The 16,119-nt window shown below is 63.3% G+C and carries 14 protein-coding genes and 1 pseudogene; 11 read left to right on the top strand and 4 right to left on the bottom strand.

What is annotated here, in order from left to right:
- The 3 genes and pseudogenes from K307_RS20900 to K307_RS20890 all read right to left on the bottom strand — a co-directional run.
- On the bottom strand, positions 1 to 757 hold a 757-nt coding region (locus K307_RS20900), incomplete at its 3' end, for a TolC family protein (RefSeq protein ID WP_042880948.1).
- Between the two features lie 122 nt (positions 758 to 879).
- Positions 880 to 3,890 (bottom strand): annotated as a pseudogene (locus K307_RS20895) (efflux RND transporter permease subunit).
- A 41-nt stretch (positions 3,891 to 3,931) separates the two neighbouring features.
- On the bottom strand, positions 3,932 to 5,044 hold the full coding sequence (locus K307_RS20890; protein WP_042880947.1) for an efflux RND transporter periplasmic adaptor subunit: 1,113 nt from the start codon (positions 5,042 to 5,044) through the stop codon (positions 3,932 to 3,934).
- A 466-nt stretch (positions 5,045 to 5,510) separates the two neighbouring features.
- On the opposite strand from K307_RS20890, the gene K307_RS20885 reads away from it, so the two are divergent.
- Positions 5,511 to 6,131, top strand: coding sequence for a TetR/AcrR family transcriptional regulator (locus tag K307_RS20885; protein ID WP_230625793.1), 621 nt, complete (start codon positions 5,511 to 5,513; stop codon positions 6,129 to 6,131).
- A 9-nt stretch (positions 6,132 to 6,140) separates the two neighbouring features.
- Here the strand turns inward: K307_RS20885 and K307_RS20880 are convergent, their stop codons facing one another.
- Positions 6,141 to 6,788 carry a TetR/AcrR family transcriptional regulator gene (locus K307_RS20880; RefSeq protein ID WP_042880945.1) on the bottom strand — a complete coding sequence of 216 codons (648 nt, stop codon included), beginning with the start codon at positions 6,786 to 6,788 and terminating at the stop codon, positions 6,141 to 6,143.
- A gap of 334 nt (positions 6,789 to 7,122) precedes the next feature.
- Between K307_RS20880 and K307_RS20875 the strand changes: the two genes are divergently transcribed.
- The 10 genes from K307_RS20875 (at position 7,123) to K307_RS20830 (ending at position 16,073) form a co-directional block, all read left to right on the top strand.
- The gene (locus tag K307_RS20875; protein WP_042880943.1) at positions 7,123 to 7,770 is read left to right on the top strand and encodes a paraquat-inducible protein A; all 648 of its coding nucleotides are present in this window, start codon (positions 7,123 to 7,125) and stop codon (positions 7,768 to 7,770) included.
- The gene (locus K307_RS20870) at positions 7,767 to 8,441 is read left to right on the top strand and encodes a paraquat-inducible protein A (RefSeq protein WP_042880942.1); all 675 of its coding nucleotides are present in this window, start codon (positions 7,767 to 7,769) and stop codon (positions 8,439 to 8,441) included. Before K307_RS20875 ends, K307_RS20870 begins: the two co-directional genes overlap by 4 nt.
- On the top strand, positions 8,425 to 10,056 hold the full coding sequence (locus K307_RS20865; protein WP_042880941.1) for an intermembrane transport protein PqiB: 1,632 nt from the start codon (positions 8,425 to 8,427) through the stop codon (positions 10,054 to 10,056). The genes K307_RS20870 and K307_RS20865 overlap by 17 nt, the downstream gene beginning before the upstream one ends.
- Positions 10,053 to 10,661 (top strand): PqiC family protein, encoded by a 609-nt coding sequence (locus K307_RS20860; RefSeq protein WP_042880938.1) that lies wholly within the window; start codon positions 10,053 to 10,055, stop codon positions 10,659 to 10,661. Before K307_RS20865 ends, K307_RS20860 begins: the two co-directional genes overlap by 4 nt.
- A 135-nt stretch (positions 10,662 to 10,796) precedes the next feature.
- Positions 10,797 to 11,621 (top strand): GntR family transcriptional regulator, encoded by an 825-nt coding sequence (locus K307_RS20855; protein ID WP_042880937.1) that lies wholly within the window; start codon positions 10,797 to 10,799, stop codon positions 11,619 to 11,621.
- 244 nt (positions 11,622 to 11,865) lie between these two features.
- The gene (locus tag K307_RS20850) at positions 11,866 to 12,213 is read left to right on the top strand and encodes a hypothetical protein (RefSeq protein ID WP_155301188.1); all 348 of its coding nucleotides are present in this window, start codon (positions 11,866 to 11,868) and stop codon (positions 12,211 to 12,213) included.
- A complete protein-coding gene (locus K307_RS20845; protein ID WP_042880933.1) occupies positions 12,210 to 12,758 on the top strand; it encodes a 2,4'-dihydroxyacetophenone dioxygenase family protein in 549 nt (182 codons plus the stop codon). The genes K307_RS20850 and K307_RS20845 overlap by 4 nt, the downstream gene beginning before the upstream one ends.
- 19 nt (positions 12,759 to 12,777) lie before the next feature.
- Complete coding sequence (locus tag K307_RS20840) at positions 12,778 to 13,662, top strand: SDR family oxidoreductase (protein WP_042880931.1); 885 nt, start codon at positions 12,778 to 12,780, stop codon at positions 13,660 to 13,662.
- A 153-nt stretch (positions 13,663 to 13,815) separates the two neighbouring features.
- Positions 13,816 to 14,904, top strand: coding sequence for an SMP-30/gluconolactonase/LRE family protein (locus K307_RS20835; RefSeq protein WP_230625792.1), 1,089 nt, complete (start codon positions 13,816 to 13,818; stop codon positions 14,902 to 14,904).
- A gap of 11 nt (positions 14,905 to 14,915) precedes the next feature.
- A complete protein-coding gene (locus K307_RS20830) occupies positions 14,916 to 16,073 on the top strand; it encodes a zinc-binding dehydrogenase (protein ID WP_042880930.1) in 1,158 nt (385 codons plus the stop codon).
- Positions 16,074 to 16,119: the final 46 nt, after the last annotated feature.

Here is a 16,119-nt window from a genome sequence, read left to right as displayed (position 1 = left end):
CGACTGCTGACGCGGTACTTGTCGATCTCCGCGCCGGCAATGTCGAGCTCCGACTGCCTGGTCTTGACGAGGTAGCTCTGTTCTTCACCCTTTGCCTGCCACGTCGTGAGATTGTCCGGTTCCGGCGGCCGCGGCGCGAATTGGCCAGCCCGCTGAGCTGATCGGGCGGCATGCCGACGGTTTCCTGGAATCGCGTGCGTCGTTGCTCCAGCGCAGACTGCGCCGTGACTTCGCGACTCTCCACCCCATCCAGGCGCGCCTGGGCTTCATGAAGATCGGTGATCTTGCCCTGGCCGATGTCAAAGCGCGCCTTCGCGCGGTCGCGTTGCTGCCGCAAGGCCGCCTTCTCGGCTTGCACCACACGGAGTGTTTCCTCGCCCAATACCACGCCGAAGTATGCCTCGGCCACCCGCAAGGCCAGATCCTGGCGAGACTGGTCGAATTGTGTCTGCGCCAGGTTTGATTGCTCGCGGAACTGCTTCCTCGTGGCTACCGCGGTCCTGTCGTACAGCGGCTGAACCAGCACCACGCCGGCCTGCCGCGCAGTTCCCGAACTATCGCTGGATACCAACGGCGCGACGTCGGCCGGCGGGTTGCCGGACGAACGATTGTTGATCCGGTCCAGTGTCGCCTGGAGGCTTACGCGGGGACGCAGCAAGGCGTCGCCCTGCACTGCCTTCTCCCGCCCCGCCGTGAGCGCATCATTTGCAGCGAGGCTCGTCGGATCATGCGCCAATGCCTGCTGATAGGCCGCCACGGAGATCGATAGCGCCCGACTCGCCAGCGTTCAGGAAAGCATGCAGCCCAAAGCCACCTGCCCGGCCCGCAGGGCCATACTCAATCTTTTCATCGAAATAACTCTCATCGTCACATTTGCGATCAGACGGTCGCAGGACGCTTGGCCCGGTACCAGGTCGCATACAGGGCGGGAAGGAAGACGAGGGTCAGTACCGTTGGCAACGGCGAGCCTCCCATGATTGCCACGCCATGGGGCCCCAGAACACGGAGTGGGTAAGCGGCACCATCGCCAGAATCGCCGCCAGGGCAGTCAGTACGATGGGACGCAGCCGTCGCACCGCGGCCTCGACGGATGGCCGTCCACAATTGCGACACCCGCGGCCACGTCCTGATCGATCTGCACGACCAGGATCACCGAGTTGCGGATGATCATTCCAGCGAGGGCGATCACGCCCAACATGGCGACAAAACCAAATGGAATCCGGAACGCAGCCATGATGATGCTGACCCCGATCAGCCCGAGCGGCGCTGTCAGCAGGACCATCGCCATCTTTCTCATGTCCTGCAGTTGAATCATCAGCAGCAGGAGCACCGCGATGATCGTCACAGGCATCACCGCGAAAACAGAACGCTGGGCCTTTGCACTCGATTCGTAAGCGCCGCCAATCTCGATGCCATAGCCGAGCGGAAGATCCTTTTCCAGTGCGTCGAGCTTCGGCTGCAGTGCACGCGTGACGTCGGGTGCCTGCGCCCCCGCGATATCGGCGCGAACCGTCAGCGTGGGTACACGGTTACGCCGCCACAGTTCGCTGTCCTCGCTGTCAAGCGTTGAGTCGGGCTACTTGCGAAACCGGTACAAACTTGCCGTCGCGCACATAGATCTTTGCGTCCTTCAGGTTGTTCAAGTCCGTGCGTTCCGCCGCGACAAGGCGCGAGACCACGTCGATGCCCTGGTCTTCCTCGCGGTACTGCGTGATCGGCGTGCCCGACAGCGAGGCCTCAAGGGCCTCTTTGATCTGGCCTGAGCTGACACCCAGTGCACGCGCCTTGTCTTGGTCGACGTCGACCTGCACACGCTTGATGCGTTCACCCCAATCCTGGTCGACCTGGCGAACGTGCGGCTGTTCACGCATGATGTTCGCCACCTGCTGCCCGATTGCACGAACCTTTGCGTTGTCCTGCCCGTACACGCGGAACTGCACCGGGTAACCGACAGGCGGACCGTTCTCCAGGTGATTGACGCGGCCCCGCACATTCGGGAATCTTCCGTCGAACAGCTTCTCGAGCTTTTCCTTTACCCGCTCCCGCGCCTCACCGCCCTTGGTCATCACCAGCATCTCGCCCAGATTCAGATTGGGCGTCTGCACATCAAGAGGCAGGTAGAATCGCGGCGCACCGTTGCCAACAAAGCTGGTCACCGCCGCAATGTCCGGATCGCCCTTGAGCAGACCTTCCAGGTTCTGGACCTCGCGCTGACTCGCCTCGAAGGTCGACGCCTTCGGCATCCACAGGTCCACAATGAGTTCAGGCCGGTCAGATGCCGGAAAGAATTGCTGGGGTATTGCCTTGAACAGCAACAGTGAGCCCATGAACGCAGCGAGCGTGATGCCGATCACCCACACGCGCTGCTTCAGGCAGAAGTCGATGAAGTGTCGGAACTTGACATAGAAGCCGCGCTGGTAGACCGCATCCTCGTCATGCGATGCGTGCGCATGCTCCTTCAACAGCTTGAAGCCGATGTAAGGTGTAAAGAGGACGGCCACGATCCAGGACAACACCAGCGAAATGCCCACCACCTGGAACAGGGAGTACACATATTCGCCCGTTCCCGACTTCGCAAAGCCGACCGGAAGAAAGCCTGCCGCAGTAATCAGCGTCCCGGTGAGCATCGGGAATGCGGTGGCCGTGTAGGCGTATGTGGCGGCGCGGAACTTGTCCCAGCCCTGCTCGAGTTTCAGCGCCATCATTTCGACGGCAATGATGGCGTCGTCCACCAACAGTCCGAGCGCAATGATCAGCGCGCCCAGCGAGATGCGTTGCAAGTCGATGCCTATCACGTACATCGCCAGGAATGTCATGGCCAGCACGAGCGGGATGCTGAGCGCGACGACCAGCCCGGTCCGCAAGCCCAGCGAGAGGAAGCTCACAACGAGCACAATGACCACCGCCTCGGCCAGACTCTTCTTGAACTCGAAAACGGAATGCTCGACGATACGTGGCTGGTCGCTGACCGCATGGATCTGCACGCCCACCGGCAGATTGGACTCGACGCGCTTTACCGCTTCGTCAAGCTTTGTGCCAAGCCGGATCACATCACCGCCCTTGCGCATGCTCACCGCAAGTCCAATCGCCTCGTTGCCGTTGAAGCGCATCCTCGAGGTGGCAGGCTCCACAAAGCCGCGACGGACGTCTGCGATATCGCCAAGGCGAAAGGTACGCTGGCCGGCACGGATGCCGATGGCGCGAATTTTCTCGACCGAGTCAAACTCGCCACTGACAGCCAACCGTACTTGTTCCGCGGTGGTTTGCACCGTCCCGCCCGATGTCACGGCATTGGTTTGTGCGAGCGTCGACGCGATCAGTGCCGGGTCGATCCCCAGCGAGGCGAGCTTGGCGGTGGAGACTTCCACATAGATCTTCTGTTCCTGCTTGCCTACGAGGTCGACCTTGTTGACGTCGCCGACACGAAGGAACTCATTACGCGCGGCGTCCGCAATCCGTCTCAGGTCGTCATAGTCGAAGCCGTCGCCCGTGATGGCATAGAGGTTACCGAAGGTGTCCCCAAACTCGTCATTGAAGAATGGGCCCTGCGTGCCCTGTGGCAAGGTATGCTGGATGTCGCCCATCTTCTTGCGGACCTGGTACCACACATCCGGCACGGCGCCCGGTGGTACGTCCTCGCGCAGGTTGACCTTGACCTGCGTTTCGCCCGGCTTCACATAGGTGGACGTATAGTCGATCTCCGCGACCTCTTGCAGCTTGCGCTCGATCTTGTCGGTGACCTGGTCGGCCATCTGCTGCGCGGAGCTTCCCGGCCAGTACGCCTGCACAACCATGGTCTTGATCGTGAACTCGGGGTCTTCCTTCTGGCCCAGGCTGCTGTAGGCCAGCACGCCGGCCACGGACAACAACAACAGCAGGAACGCGATCATCTGCTGGTGCTTCAGCGCCCATTCGGACAGGTTGATACCTTTCACTTCACCCCTCCCGCCTTGGCAACAGTTACCGCCTCGGCCACCTTCACCTGCTGGCCAGCCTGCAGCATGTGCACGCCGGCACTCACCACGGTCTCTCCGCCCGCCAGTCCCCCAACCACGATCACGCTGTCGTTCTGCGCGGCGCCCAGCTTGACTTCACGCGCGATCACCCGCGACGTCTTCGGGTCGACCACCCATACGTGGCGGCCACGTTCATGATCGACGATGGCGGTCAGCGGCACGCGGACTACGCCAGTGCCATCCACGTCGGGGGCGATGACCGACGCCGTCATGCCTAACCGCAGCAATTCCGGATCCGACTCCTGAATGGAGATGCGCGCCGAGTACGTCCGCGTGACGCTGTCCGCGTCCGGCGCAAGCTCCCGGAGCTTGCCCGTCCATGCCCTGTCCGGATGCGCCCATACCGTGATCGTCAGCGTCGGCGCCTTACGTAGTTCGTCGACTCGCGACTCCGGAATACTGATCGAGACCTCGCGTTCGCCGTCAGCCGCGACGGTGGCGACCGTCTGCCCGGCTGCAACCACTTGGCCAGCTTCCGCGTTGATTGCGCTGACCACGCCATCGCGGTCGGATACGAGCGTGGTAAATCCGCGCATGTTGGCATTCAGCTGCTGGCGCGCCAGTGCCGAACGCAGTTGTGCTTCCGCCTGGTTAAGCGCCAGCCGCTGCTGGTCCAGCTCGGCTTGCGAGGCAAAGTTCTGGGCGAGCAGTTGCTCGGTACGCTTAACGTCCACCCGCGCCTGGGCTACCCGGCCTCTTGCCGCATCAGCCTCCGCACCCGCTGCGGCTACCTGCAACGTTTCCTGCGTGGGATCGAGTTGGAACAACGGCTGGCCGCGCTTGACATGGCTCCCGACTTCCACCATGCGCGCGACGATCTTGCCGGCCGTGCGGAAGCCCAACTGACTTTCGTAACGCGCACGAATCTCGCCTGAATAGGTCGCACCGACCGACTCGGCGGTGCGTCCGGCGACCACTGTCCGCACCGGCCTCACATCCTTGCGTTCGGGTTCTGGACCCGGTGTACACGCGGCCAGCAGGTGCGCCGCAATGATAGTAAGAGCTGCCGCTCGAAGGTTCCTGTTCAATTTCTGCGCTCCACTAAGGTCCGTCGCTCGCCTGCGAGTCATCAGCGATCCACGCCACGGAGCCGCTCTAATCGGACTCGTGCTGGCGTCATTGACGGCAGGCCTGTTCGGGCTTTCGCCCTTCCTGAGAGCCCGAAATATACATCATAATGACTTATACGTCAGGATGACGTACAATTTATTTTGTGTGTGAGGACGGGGCTACTTCTTTCGTGCCGGACCGCATGAGACGAAGAAAGCGCGCGCGCCGGCAGGATGTGGTGCGCAACGACAATGGCTATGCGCGGAGTGATGCGGCGGACCTAGGCTGTAGACGCGGGAGGCTCCGCGCGCGGCGTTGTCGACGCATTGACCATGAGGAGAGAACAGATCGATGTCCCCGAAGCAGACGAGATTCGCAGCTGAAACAGAACCGTGGAAGACTAGCGACCACCGTCAGCGAGTTGCGGCAAAGCGGCGGCAGCGTATGCGCTCGCTGTTGCTGAACAGCGCGATGAGCTTGATGATGGAGAACAGCGCCGCGACGCCGTCCATCGACGACATCATTTCGGCAGCACGGGTTTCACGCGGAACGTTCTACAAGTACTTTCCGTCGTCTGACGCGATCGTGCGGGAGCTTGTGGGGAAGATTGCTGAACAGTGGGTGCGGGCGGCCGACCCCATTGTGCGCGGTCATGACGACCCCGCAGAGCACATCGCCAGGGGAATACGGCTGGCGTCGATACTTACGGTACACCAGCCGGGTGTGGCTGGCATCCTTGGCCGGCTCGGATGGGCGGGCTACCAGGCACCGAATATGCTGGAGTTTGTCCGCAGGGATATAGAGGAAGGTGTTCGTCGCAATCGCTTCAAGCGCATGCCGATCGCCCTTGGGTTCAATATCGTTGCCGGAGCCGCAATGAGCGCCATGCAGAGCATGCTTGACACCGAATGTCGCGAAGATTTTTCGGAGCTCGCCGCTGCCGTGGCATTGCGCGCCTTGGGCGTGGAGGAATCAGCGGCCGATGCGATATCCAGGTCGCCGCTGCATGCGGGCGAAGCGCTATTCGACGGCTTGCTCGCGGAAACGATCAGCGATGTGCCATAGCGCTGGCTGCTAGTTGGAGGGCTCGGCCTTGGCGGCAAGCTTCTCCTGGGCCTTTTCGAGCAATGACTCCGGCGGAGCCACCAGCTTTGGCAAAGGCGCGGAGGTCAACCGTACCGCACTCGCTGCAGGCACGCCGAGCGACCGCAACACCGCCCGGACAATCCGTTCGGGATAATCCCTGGTCGTTCTTCCCTTGGCCATGCGGTGAACAGCGATCAGCCCGGCGCCGGCAACCATGTCCAATGCAACGTCGGCCGAAGCCTCGTCAAACGTGCCCGTCTTCAGGCCTTCCTTGATATCCGAGGGAAGGTATTCGTAGACGGCAGCACTCTTCTTGCCGACCAAAAGCAGGCCCGTACCGGAAAGAAATTGCGCCACGACAGGATAGGAGCGCGCAAGGTGCAGGTATAAGCGCATACCCGTTGCAACACGCAACGCCGGGTCTTCGATATCGCCGACCACGCTCTCGATCATTTGCACCATGTCGTGACTGAGCGCGTCGCCGACAGCCGCCAGCAGATCGTCGTTAGTACGGAAGTAGTTGTAGAAGGAACCTTGCGAGACGCCAGCTGACGCGATGACTTCCGGGATCACGCTGGCTCCGACACCCCTTTGCGCAAAAACGATCATCGCGCTTTCAATGAGACGCTTGCGCATCCGTTCACGACGTTCTGCGGCAACGCGAGGGCGATGGTCTTTGGGATCAGGATCGGCAGGCATCTTCAGTTAGAGGACCTTATGTGACGAGGCGATTATATCAATACGCCGCTTCAACGCCGCCAACATGGCGTACGCCATGTTGGCGGCAGCGGCGCCCGTGCTCTTCTTATAACATACTACGTGTCATGATGACACGTCAGTCATTTTGTGAAAGAATACGGAACTCATGAAAGATTCCGGTGCGCGCACGCGCTGCTTGCCTCACGCAACGAGGCCGATCATTTTCCCCAGGACACATGTGCATCAGAACCACGCCTCGCTGCCAGTTGCCATGCAGGATCCGGACAAGCTGGTGGCATGCGAGCATTGCGACGCACTCCATACGCGCGCGGCGCTGAAACAGGACGAGCGTGCCACGTGCCTGCGCTGCGGCGGCGCGCTGTATCGCGACAGTTCGCGAGCCTATCGCCGCTTGCTGCCGCTCGTGGTTACCGCCTTGATTCTGCTTCTGATTTCCAACGCGTACCCCATTGTCGCCATGGACCTCAAGGGTTCGCGCATGGAGACCACGCTATGGAGCGCGGTACAGGCACTCTACGCGGACGACATGGCGCCGGTGGCGATGCTCGTGTTCGCCACGACAATCCTGTTTCCGCTGGCCGAGTTGCTGATGATGTGCTACCTGCTCGTGCCGATGGCGCAGCGGCGCACGCCACCCGGGTTCGAGCGCATCTTGCGCGGCATTTGCCGGACGCGGCCGTGGGGCATGATCGAAGTGTTCATGATCGGCGTGCTGGTTACGGTGGTGAAGCTGTCGACCATAGCGCAGGTGGTGCCTGGCGTCGCGCTCTGGTCGTTCGGTGCCCTGGTGGTCGTACTGGCCGTCATCCTGTCGTTCGACCCGCGTGAACTCTGGCACCACCTCGATGCGCACGATGCAGCCGACGTACCGGCCTGCTCGCGGGATGCCGCGTCATGACCGCGCCTCACTCGCCCCACCCCACCGCCACCTCGCGCGGACTGCTGTCGTGCCACACCTGTGACCGCCTCAGTCCCATGACGCTCGAGGCCGAACCGTGTCCGCGCTGCGGCACCGTACTGCATCATCGCAAGCCGGCCAGCCTGGCGCGCGCCTGCGCCTTCCTGCTGGCCGCCTACCTGCTGTATATCCCGGCCAATCTGCTGCCGATCATGGTGACGCAGTCAATTTTCGGCACGCAGCGCGACACCATCATGTCGGGCGTGATCTATCTGTGGTTGTCCGGCTCATACATGCTGGCAATCGTGGTGCTGATCGCCAGCATCGTCGTCCCGTTGCTGAAGATGATGATCCTGACCTTGCTGCTGCTATCGGTGCGCCGCGGATCGACCTGGCGCATCCGCGAGCAGACCAGGCTCTACACCCTGGTCGAAGTCATCGGCCGGTGGTCCATGCTCGATATCTTCGTGGTGGCACTGCTGGCATCGCTGGTGCGTGCAGGGGCGCTGGCCACGATTACGCCCGGTGCCGGAGCCCTGGCCTTTGCCTCGGTTGTCGTACTGACCATGCTCGCGTCACTGAGCTTTGATCCCCGTCTGCTGTGGGATGCGCTCGAGACGTCGCCCTCCCCCATCGAATTACAGCACTCCGATAATGCCCGAACACGTTAACCATCCTCCGCCCAACGATATACCGCAGCCAGGACGCAAGCCCCGCGCGCGCTGGCTACCCTCCCTCGTCTGGGTGATCCCGATCGTTGCCGCGGTGGTCGGACTCTCGCTGCTGGTCAGCACGCTTGCGTCGCGCGGGCCCGAGATCACCGTCACATTCCGCACTGCCGAAGGCCTGACGCCAGGCAAGACCGCCGTGCGCTACAAGGACGTCGATATCGGACTGGTCAAGACGGCACGGCTGGCAGCGGACCGTTCGCATGTGATCGCGACGATTGCGCTGACCAAGGACGCCAAAAACTTCGCCGTGGCCGACACACGCTTCTGGGTGGTACGGCCCCGCTTTGCCATGAGCGGCGTGTCCGGACTGGAGACGCTGCTATCGGGCGCATATATCGGCGTGGATGCCGGCAAGTCAGGCGAGACCACGCACAGCTTCACCGGGCTCGAGAATCCGCCGGTCATCACCACTGACGCCTCCGGCAGGCAGTTCGTGCTGCGTGCGCAGGACCTGGGCTCGCTCGACATCGGCTCACCGGTCTACTATCGTCGCGTGCGGGTTGGCCATGTGGTGGCGTACCAGCTCGAACCGAACGGCCGCGACATCACGCTGCGGGTCTTCGTCGACAAGCCCTATGACAAGCTCGTTTCCGCCGATACGCGCTTCTGGCACGCCAGCGGTGTCGACCTCAAGCTCGACGCGAACGGACTGAAGTTGTCCACGCAGTCGCTGGCCACCGTGATGCTTGGCGGCGTAGCCTTCCAGGCCCCGGAGCACTCCACCGCGCATGCCCCGGCCGCGGAGAACACCGAGTACCTGCTGGCAGCGGACCAGTCCGAAGCCATGAAGGAACCGGACGAGCTCGCCCCCGCGCTGGCAGTGCTCAACTTCGATCAGTCCGTGCGCGGCCTGTCGCCCGGTGCGCCGGTCGATTTCCGCGGCGTGACCGTCGGGCAGGTGCGCTCGATCGGTATCGAATACCAGCGTGACAAGAAGGCCTTCCGCATGCCCGTCGTGGTGGAGCTCTATCCGTCTCGCATGGGTCTGCGCGAGAAGGACGTGGCTGACGACACGCGCAAGCGCGCCATCGTGCATAGCATGGTACAGCGCGGCATGCGTGCGCAGTTGCGCACCGGCAACCTGCTGACCGGCCAGATGTATGTGGCACTTGATTTCTTTCCGAAAGCGACCTCGCCGGTTGATCTGGAACTGAACGCGCCGGTGCCTGAGCTCCCTACCACACCGGGCACCTTCGACGAGCTGCAGGCCAAGCTTGGCGACATCGTCACCAAGATCGGCAAGGTGCCGTTCGACCAGATCGGGCAGGACGCGCGCACGGCGATGGTGTCGATGAACAAGATGCTCGTCAAGGCGGACAAGCTCGTGGCACAGGTCAATGGCGATGTGGCACCACAGGTGGTCGCCGCGCTGCAGGATATGCGCCGCACACTCGCCACGGCCAATGGCGCGCTGGCCCCCGACGCATCGCTGCAACAGGATACGCGCAGGATGATGCAGGAACTTACGCAAACAGCCGTCTCGCTGCGCATGCTCACCGATTATCTCGAGCGGCATCCCGAAGCGCTCCTGCAAGGCAAGAGGGAAGAGAAATGATGAAACGCCTGACGATGCTCCTTACGCTGGCCGCCGCGGCCACGACCCTGATGAACGGCTGCGCGTCGCCCGAGGCGCGCTACTACACGCTGGCGGCCAGTCGCTCCGACGCCGCGCCGCCCGTGACCGGGCGCGCCAGCCGTAGCGGCGACCCCTTATGGATCGAAGTCACGCCGGTGCGCGTGCCCGAGCGCCTGAACCGCATTCAGCTGGTGGTGCGTGACGGCAACAGCGGTGGCCTCAGGCTGTACGACACCTCGCGCTGGACGTCGCCATTACCCAACGAACTGCGCGATGCGCTGTCGCAGCAACTGCAGGCGAGCCTCGATGCGGTGGATGTCTACCAGCGCGGCCTGTCGGCGACGCAGCCGGCATTCCGCGTGACGACCGACGTGGTAGCCCTCGACGCCGACGTGGGCAAGCGGGCAGCGGCGACCATCGCCTGGACTGTGCGGCGGCTGCCGGACGGGAAGGTCCTGAGCGGCCGCACCGAAGCAGAGGTGCCCGCGCCCGGGCAGGTGGAGGGCGTGGTGAAGGCGTATCGGGAGATCCTTGCGGCCACCGCGGCCGATATAGCGGTCGGCGTGCAATCGCTAAACCGCTAGAGTGAAACGCGCCGCACCTGGTGCCACCGCGCCACGTCTCGACGCTACCGGTTCCAGCCGACTGACTGCTGCAAGCTAAGCGCCTGTCCGTTCTTCTGGTGCATACTCCAATGTTCTGAGTGTCAGGCAACTGGAATGATGGACGATCGAACTACGGGGATTGAGCGGGCGGAGCTGTCGGCTGAACGGGGCGTTGCGCAATATCAGCGGCTGGCTTCGTTGCTGAGGTACCGCATCGCAAAAGGCGAGTATCCGCTCGGCATGCTGCTGCCGCCAATCACCCAGCTCGCGGCTGACTTGGGCGTGGCCGTCGTTACCGTCCGGCAGGCGTATGAGCTGCTTTCCAAGGAAGGGCTGATTCGTAGCCAGCGAGGCATCGGGACCCACGTGGCGGCCCTGCCCGCCGCCACGGGCGACCTCGAACTGGCGATCAACGATCCGTTCGCCGCGCCTGAAGCGCTCGCCTTTGAGGTACTCGAAGTCCGGCGCCGCACCGGGGTGCCGCAGGAACTGCTCGGACCGGGCGACCGGTCGGACGACGAATACGTCTGTGTCCGCAAGCTGCACACCTATTCCGGGGAGCCGTTCTGCTACGCGGAGATCTATGTGTTGACCCCGGTCTTCGACTCGTTGCCCAAGGACACCGCCAGGAAGAAAAAGCTGCTCGCCGCGCTGCTCGATGAACTGGGCTCGCGGGGCAAACGTGTGCGACAACGCATGACCGTGATGCCGGCGGATTTTCCCCTGTGCGACATGCTGAAAATCCCGTTCGCCACACCCGTCGCGAAGATGTCGCGACGTCTTCTTGATGGCAAAGGCTGCGTGCTGTACGCAGGCGTCACATGGTATCGGGGTGACCGCTACGTCTCCGAAATCGACATCCCCGCGTCAGCATTGAAGGCGGTGCCCGCCATTACCGAACCTCAACGCCGGGCCGCTAGCGAGCGCAAGCAGAGCTAAAGGCCCCCTCGTCCAGCCTCTAGGGTAAACAAGGGGCAGAAAAATCGTTCTTGAGACACTAATATTCCAACATTAGAATTTTAGGAGATACGCAGTGACAGAGGCGCGTTCCATTCGTTTCGCGTGACCAGCGACCAGCCGGGCGACTGCTGGTCGTCTATGCGCCGCCTCATGGCGAGAACCCGGCCCACACGATCACGGAACCCGACGGCGCTGCCGCCTGCCCGCTCAAGGCCGGGTGCGCGTGCATGCCGCCGGCGACGCCGGCACCGGCACGGTTCCCCTCATCGACCGCGAGACCGCCGGCGCGCGCTGGGTCGACATCTCGGCGCTGCGCATGCCTGCCGGCAGCGCATCGGTCTGCACTACCGAGCCTGCCGCCGAGCAGGTTCTCTACGTCGAAGACGGACGGATCGACGCGCGTGTCGACGGGCAGGACTTCGGTCTCGCCCCTGGCGATTTCCTGTTTCTTCCGCGCGTGGCCGCCGCCTCCCTGCGCTCTCAGCAGGAGCGACCTGCGTCCGGCTTCCTCATCAAAGGGCAGCTTCCTTCCACTGTTTCACATCCTCTAACAAACGGAGACAACTCATGACTGCAAGAATTCTCGAGCAGCCCACCACGTCCACCGGCGCCAAGCTGCCGCTGCCCGCCCTGCCGCAGGACAAGCTCCTGACCGTCAACATCGAGCAGATCCCGCTGATCAAGGACGTCTTTCCGGGCATCCACATCAAGCCGCTGCGCCTGGACCCGGAGCGCGGAGAGTGGGTCTTCATGGCCATCGTGGAACCCGGTTGTTCCCTGCCGATTCACTACCACACCGGGACGGCGCAGGTGTGGACCATCCAGGGCTGCTGGAAGTATCGCGAGTACCCCGACCAGCCGCAGACGGCCGGCTCCTACCTGTACGAGCCCGGCGGCTCGGTGCACACCTTCTACACCCCCGAGGACAACACCGAGGACACCATCACCATCGCCTGGATCGAAGGCGCGCAAGTCAGCTTCAACGAGGACGGCACCTTCCACTCGCTCAATGACGCGCTCTCGATCCAGTACGCCATCCAGACTCTCGCGGCGGCGCGCGGCATCGGTCCGGTGCCCTACGTCCGCGGCAACGGCGCCGACGTGGCCGGTTCCTGACCGGAAAGAGAGAACAGTCATGGACGACTTCGCAGGTAAGGTCGCGGTGATCACCGGCGCGGGCAGCGGCTTCGGCCGCGAACTCGCGCGCATCGGCAGCCAACTGGGCATGAACCTCGTGCTCGCCGATGTGCAGCGCGATGCTCTCGATGCGACGGCAGCGGAGATGCAAGCCGCCGGCACGCGGGCGATCGCCGAGGTAGTGGATGTTGCCAAGAGCGAGCAAGTGCAGCGCCTCGCCGACGTCGCTTTCGGCGAGTTCGGCAATGTGCATCTGCTGTTCAACAACGCCGGCGTCGGCGGCTCCGGACTGCTGTGGGAAACCACTGAAGCCGACTGGCAATGGGTAATGAGCGTGAACCTCACGGGCGTGGTGAACGGCGTCCGCCACTTCGTGCCGCGCATGCTCGCTGCGAATGCGCAGGGCGAGCCCGGCCATATCGTCAACACCGCATCGGTGGCCGGCTTGCTATGCCCGCCGCTGCTGGGCGTCTACAACGTCAGCAAGCACGGCGTCGTGGCGCTGACCGAAACGCTGCATCACGACCTGCGGCTCGCCAAGAGCAGCATCGGCGTGTCGGTGCTTTGCCCGGGCTTCGTGCCCACGGGGATCGCACAGTCGGAGCGCAATCGCCCGGCCGATCTTGCCAACGCAGCGGCGCCGAGCGCGTTGCAGTTGGCGGCCAAGGCGCAGTTTGAGAAGGATGTCTCTTCCAACAAGATTACCGCGGCCGAGGTTGCTCAACTGACCTTCGATGCGATCCGCACCGAGCGCTTCTACGTGTTCACGCACCCGGAGATGCTGCCCGCCGTTCAGGCCCGCTTCGACGCCGTGTTGGGGGACGGCGGACTGGGCGATCCGTTTGCGACCGATCCGGGAGGCAAGCTGGCAACCGCTTCTTGAAGAGCCAGCATATCGAGCTCGATCAGTACGTGTCGTTGCCGAACGGCATCGGGCTGCACTACGCGAGCGTCGGCGAGCCGGGCACGTCCTCGTGCTGTTCGCGCCGGTGACACAGGAACTCGCTCCACCACTACAAAGATTGGAGACTCCGAAATGAAAATGAACATCACCCGGACGATGCTGGTCCTGCTGCCCCTGTTGGCGACGCCACTCGTCAGCACGGCCTGGGAGCGCGGCAAAGTCGAAACTTTCGCCACCTTGCCTGCTGGAGAGGCGCATCCCGAGGGCATCACCGTGGACCGCGAGGGCAACGTCTACGTCACCACGGTGGCGCTGCACAAACCGGAGTCGAGCGAGGGAACGCTCGTTGTGTTCGACCGCAAGGGCAGGCACCTGCGCACTGTGGGCGTCAAGGGCTCGGGCAGATCGCTGCTCGACACCCACTTCCACCCCAGGACGGGCAAGTTGCTCGTGGCCGATTACATTGCCGGCAAAGTCCTGAGCGTTGATACCAAGACGGGTGACTCCTCAGTGTTCATGACGGTGACGGGCGTGAACCCGGGCCTCAACTCAATCACGTTCGACGCCGCCGACAACGCGTACGTGACCGACTCCCACCAAGGCATCATCTGGAAGGTCGGGCCGGACGGCGGCGAAGGGGCGGCATGGGTCACGAGCCCGCTGCTCAAGCCGAGGGCGGGGGCGATCGGCGCGAACGGCCTGGTGTTCAACAACAAGAAGACGGCGTTGTTCGTCGCCAATACGGCGAATGACACCATCGTCAAGATACCGCTGACCGGCCCGACGCTCGAACCCGGCACGCCGGAAGTCTTCGTCAACCGCGTCGGCGCCGGGCCCGACGGTCTGCACATCGACGAGCGCGACAACCTCTGGGTTGCGTGCAACCAGTCCAACGAGATTGTCGTGCTCGAGCCGACCAAGGGCCGGGTGATTGCCAAGCTCGGCGACTTCGCAGGCATCGATCGTAAGGGGGCACCCAAAGGCCTTCTCTGGCCGAATACCTTCGCATTGCACGGTGACGACATTCTTGTCACCAACCTGTCGATGGATCTTGGCACAGTCGCTAGGGAGCTTGCCGACGAGTTTGGCATGCCGCATCTCAAGACCATGAATCTGGGGACGATCGATGGACCGTGGGCTCAGCAGGTGAAGGTCCACACGGTCTCGAAAATCAAGAAGCGGATACCGGAAGGTCCGGACCTCCTTTGGAAAACAAAATGAGAGAGAACAGAATGAAAGCCGTTCCGCACACAGCGTTGCAGATCTGCTCGCTCCTGAAGACGAATGGCGAACTCGAGCTGTCCCTGGCCGAGTTCGAGGTTCCGCAACCTGCCGACGGCGAGGTGCTCGTGCGCGTCGAAGCCGCGCCGATCAACCCATCCGATCAAGTCCTGCTGTTCGCCAGTGCCGATCTTGACCTGAATACGTTGCGCGCCACCGGCAGCGCGTCGCGGCCCGTGGTCACCGCGCAGGTGCCGACCGGCGCGCTGGGCAACATGGCCGCGCGTCTCGGCCTATCGCTGCCGATCGGCAACGAGGGTTGCGGAGTGGTCGTGGCTGCCGGCCATTCGCCGGCCGCGCAGGCCCTGCTCGGCAAGACGGTGGCCGTGATCGGCGGCTCGATGTTCTCGCAATACCGGACGGTGCCCGTCGAGATGTGCCTGGTGCTGCCCGACGGCACCGAGCCCGCCGACGGCGCCTCGAGCTTCGTCAACCCGCTCACCGCGCTCGGCTTGGTCGAGACGATGCGCAGCGAAGGGCATCGCGCGCTCGTGCACACCGCGGCGGCGTCGAGCCTGGGCCAGATGCTCAACCGCATCTGCCTCGAAGACGGCATCGATCTCGTCAACGTCGTGCGCAAGCCCGAGCAGGCCGCGCTGCTACGTTCGCAGGGCGCGAAGCTCGTCGTCGACACGAGCGCGCCGGACTTCGAAGAAGCCCTGCTCGCCGCCATCGACGCCACCGGAGCGACGATCGCATTCGACGCCGTGGGCGGCGGCCGGCTCGCCGGGCAGATCCTGTCCGCGATGGAAGCCTCGCTCGCGCGCAAGATGACGGCCTTCAGCCCCTATGGCTCGCCGCGACACAAGCAGGTCTATTCGTACGGGCTGCTGGACGGCGGCCCGGCCGTCCTGGAGCGCGGCCGCTTCGGCATGGCCTGGAGCTTCTGCGGCTGGCTGCTCACGTATTTCCTGGAAAAGGCGGGCGCCGAGACCGTGCAGCGCCTGAAGCAGCGCGTGGCGTCGAACCTGAAGACGACCTTCGCGAGCGCGTACACCAAGGACGTGTCGCTGGCGCAGGCGTTAAGCCGCGAAGAGATCGCCATCTACAGCAAGCGCGCCACTGCCGCGAAGTATCTGGTCTGCCCGAACAAGGATCTATGCTCATGACCTCTGTCAAAGTCAGCTTCAACGTACCTCGGACACATCGTGCGGG

This window comes from Cupriavidus necator A5-1, from assembly GCF_000744095.1.
Classification (GTDB): domain Bacteria; phylum Pseudomonadota; class Gammaproteobacteria; order Burkholderiales; family Burkholderiaceae; genus Cupriavidus; species Cupriavidus necator_A.
This window is presented reverse-complemented; position numbering and strand designations above follow the sequence as displayed.

Excerpts from the sequence above, each read along its gene's own strand:
- K307_RS20885 (WP_230625793.1), top strand. The coding sequence starts at position 5,511 with ATGCGCTCGCTGTTGCTGAACAGCGCGATGAGCTTGATGATGGAGAAC.
- K307_RS20880 (WP_042880945.1), bottom strand. The coding sequence starts at position 6,788 with ATGCGCAAGCGTCTCATTGAAAGCGCGATGATCGTTTTTGCGCAAAGG.
- K307_RS20875 (WP_042880943.1), top strand. The coding sequence starts at position 7,123 with ATGCAGGATCCGGACAAGCTGGTGGCATGCGAGCATTGCGACGCACTC.
- K307_RS20870 (WP_042880942.1), top strand. The coding sequence starts at position 7,767 with ATGACCGCGCCTCACTCGCCCCACCCCACCGCCACCTCGCGCGGACTG.
- K307_RS20865 (WP_042880941.1), top strand. The coding sequence starts at position 8,425 with ATGCCCGAACACGTTAACCATCCTCCGCCCAACGATATACCGCAGCCA.
- K307_RS20860 (WP_042880938.1), top strand. The coding sequence starts at position 10,053 with ATGATGAAACGCCTGACGATGCTCCTTACGCTGGCCGCCGCGGCCACG.
- K307_RS20855 (WP_042880937.1), top strand. The coding sequence starts at position 10,797 with ATGATGGACGATCGAACTACGGGGATTGAGCGGGCGGAGCTGTCGGCT.
- K307_RS20845 (WP_042880933.1), top strand. The coding sequence starts at position 12,210 with ATGACTGCAAGAATTCTCGAGCAGCCCACCACGTCCACCGGCGCCAAG.
- K307_RS20840 (WP_042880931.1), top strand. The coding sequence starts at position 12,778 with ATGGACGACTTCGCAGGTAAGGTCGCGGTGATCACCGGCGCGGGCAGC.
- K307_RS20835 (WP_230625792.1), top strand. The coding sequence starts at position 13,816 with ATGAAAATGAACATCACCCGGACGATGCTGGTCCTGCTGCCCCTGTTG.
- K307_RS20830 (WP_042880930.1), top strand. The coding sequence starts at position 14,916 with ATGAAAGCCGTTCCGCACACAGCGTTGCAGATCTGCTCGCTCCTGAAG.